At 66.1% G+C, this 1,349-nt stretch carries 1 protein-coding gene; it reads left to right on the forward strand.

Translation table 11 applies throughout. The features are described 5' to 3' along the window. Positions 1-75 precede the first annotated feature (75 nt). Complete coding sequence (locus AB7849_RS19470; protein WP_369501567.1) at positions 76-1,320, forward strand: ISL3 family transposase; 1,245 nt, start codon at positions 76-78, stop codon at positions 1,318-1,320. Positions 1,321-1,349 lie beyond the last annotated feature (29 nt).

The following is a 1,349-nucleotide window of genomic DNA, read 5'->3' on the forward strand; positions in this document are numbered from 1 at the left end:
GGCTCTCTCGCGTCTGGTGTGGTTGACACGACGGCGATCTTGCCTCGGATGCGGTGCTGAGTGCACGCTTGGCGGATGGAAACGCTCTTTACCCAAGCTCTCGGGCTGGCCGCGCCGTGGCGCGTGGCCCATGTCGACTTTCAGCAGGCCGCCGGACGCATCGTGTTCACGGTCGAGTGCACGGCCAAGCGGCTGGCGTGCCCGGCGTGCGGCGCAGCCGATCAGCCGATTCACGATCGCCTGCCGCGTCGCTGGCAACACCTGAACTTCTTCCAATATCGGGCCCTGATCGAGGCCAAGGTGCCACGCATCGGTTGCCGGGAGTGCGAGAAAACGAACCAGGTCGACGTGCCATGGGCGCGCGCTGGCGCGGGTTTCACCGAGACACTGGAGGCCTTCGTCATCGCGCTGTGCACGCAGATGCCGGTGAGTGCGGTGGCGGCGCTGCTGGGCGTGTCCGATGACCGCATCTGGCGTGTGCTGGACTTTCACGTCGAAGCCGCTCGGGCGCGCGAGGACTTTTCGGACGTGCGCCGGGTCAGCGCCGACGAACGCAGTGCGCGCAAGGGACAACGCTTCCTCACTTTGTTCTGCGATCTGGCCGCACGCCGCCTGCTGTTCGCCGTGCAGGGCCGCAAGGCCGACACGTTCAAGGCGTTCGCCGGCGACCTGGCCGCGCATGGCGGCGATGCGGCGGCGATCACCGACGTCAGTCTGGATCTTGGCGCGGCCTATCAGGCCGGCACGCGCGAATACTGCCCGAACGCGAAGATCAGCTTCGATCCGTTCCACGTGGTGGCATTGGCCAACGAGGCGTTGGATCAGGTGCGGCGCGCCGAGGTCAAGCAGGTGGATGGTCTGAAGGGCATTCGCTGGGGCACGCTCAAGGACGCGGCGAACTGGACGCGCAAGCAGATCGACCAGATGCACTGGCTGCAACGCTCGAACCTGCAGACGGCACGCGCGTGGCGACTCAAGCAGGCGCTGCGCGCGGTGTTCGCCAAGGGCGGCCATCTTGCCCAGGCCACCATCCTGCTCGATGGGTGGATCCACTGGGCAAGGCGCTGCCGGCTGACGCCGTTCAAGCGGCTCGCCGCGACCATCAGGAAGCACCGCGAAGGCATTCTTGAACACTTCCGCTCCGGGCTCAGCAACGGTTTTGCCGAAGGGATCAACGGGCGCATCCAGGCGGCCAAGGCGCGGGCCCGAGGCTACGGCACCGACCGCCACCTGATCGTCATGAGCTACCTGATCTGCGCCAACCTCAAGCACCTGCCGAAAAACCCGTGGACGCATGCGGCTCAACAGGTGGTCGGGTAAAGGTCAACCACACGAATCGAGAGAGAGCC

This window comes from Rhodanobacter sp. FW021-MT20 (assembly GCF_041107475.1).
In the GTDB taxonomy this organism is placed as follows: Bacteria; Pseudomonadota; Gammaproteobacteria; order Xanthomonadales; family Rhodanobacteraceae; genus Rhodanobacter_A; species Rhodanobacter_A glycinis.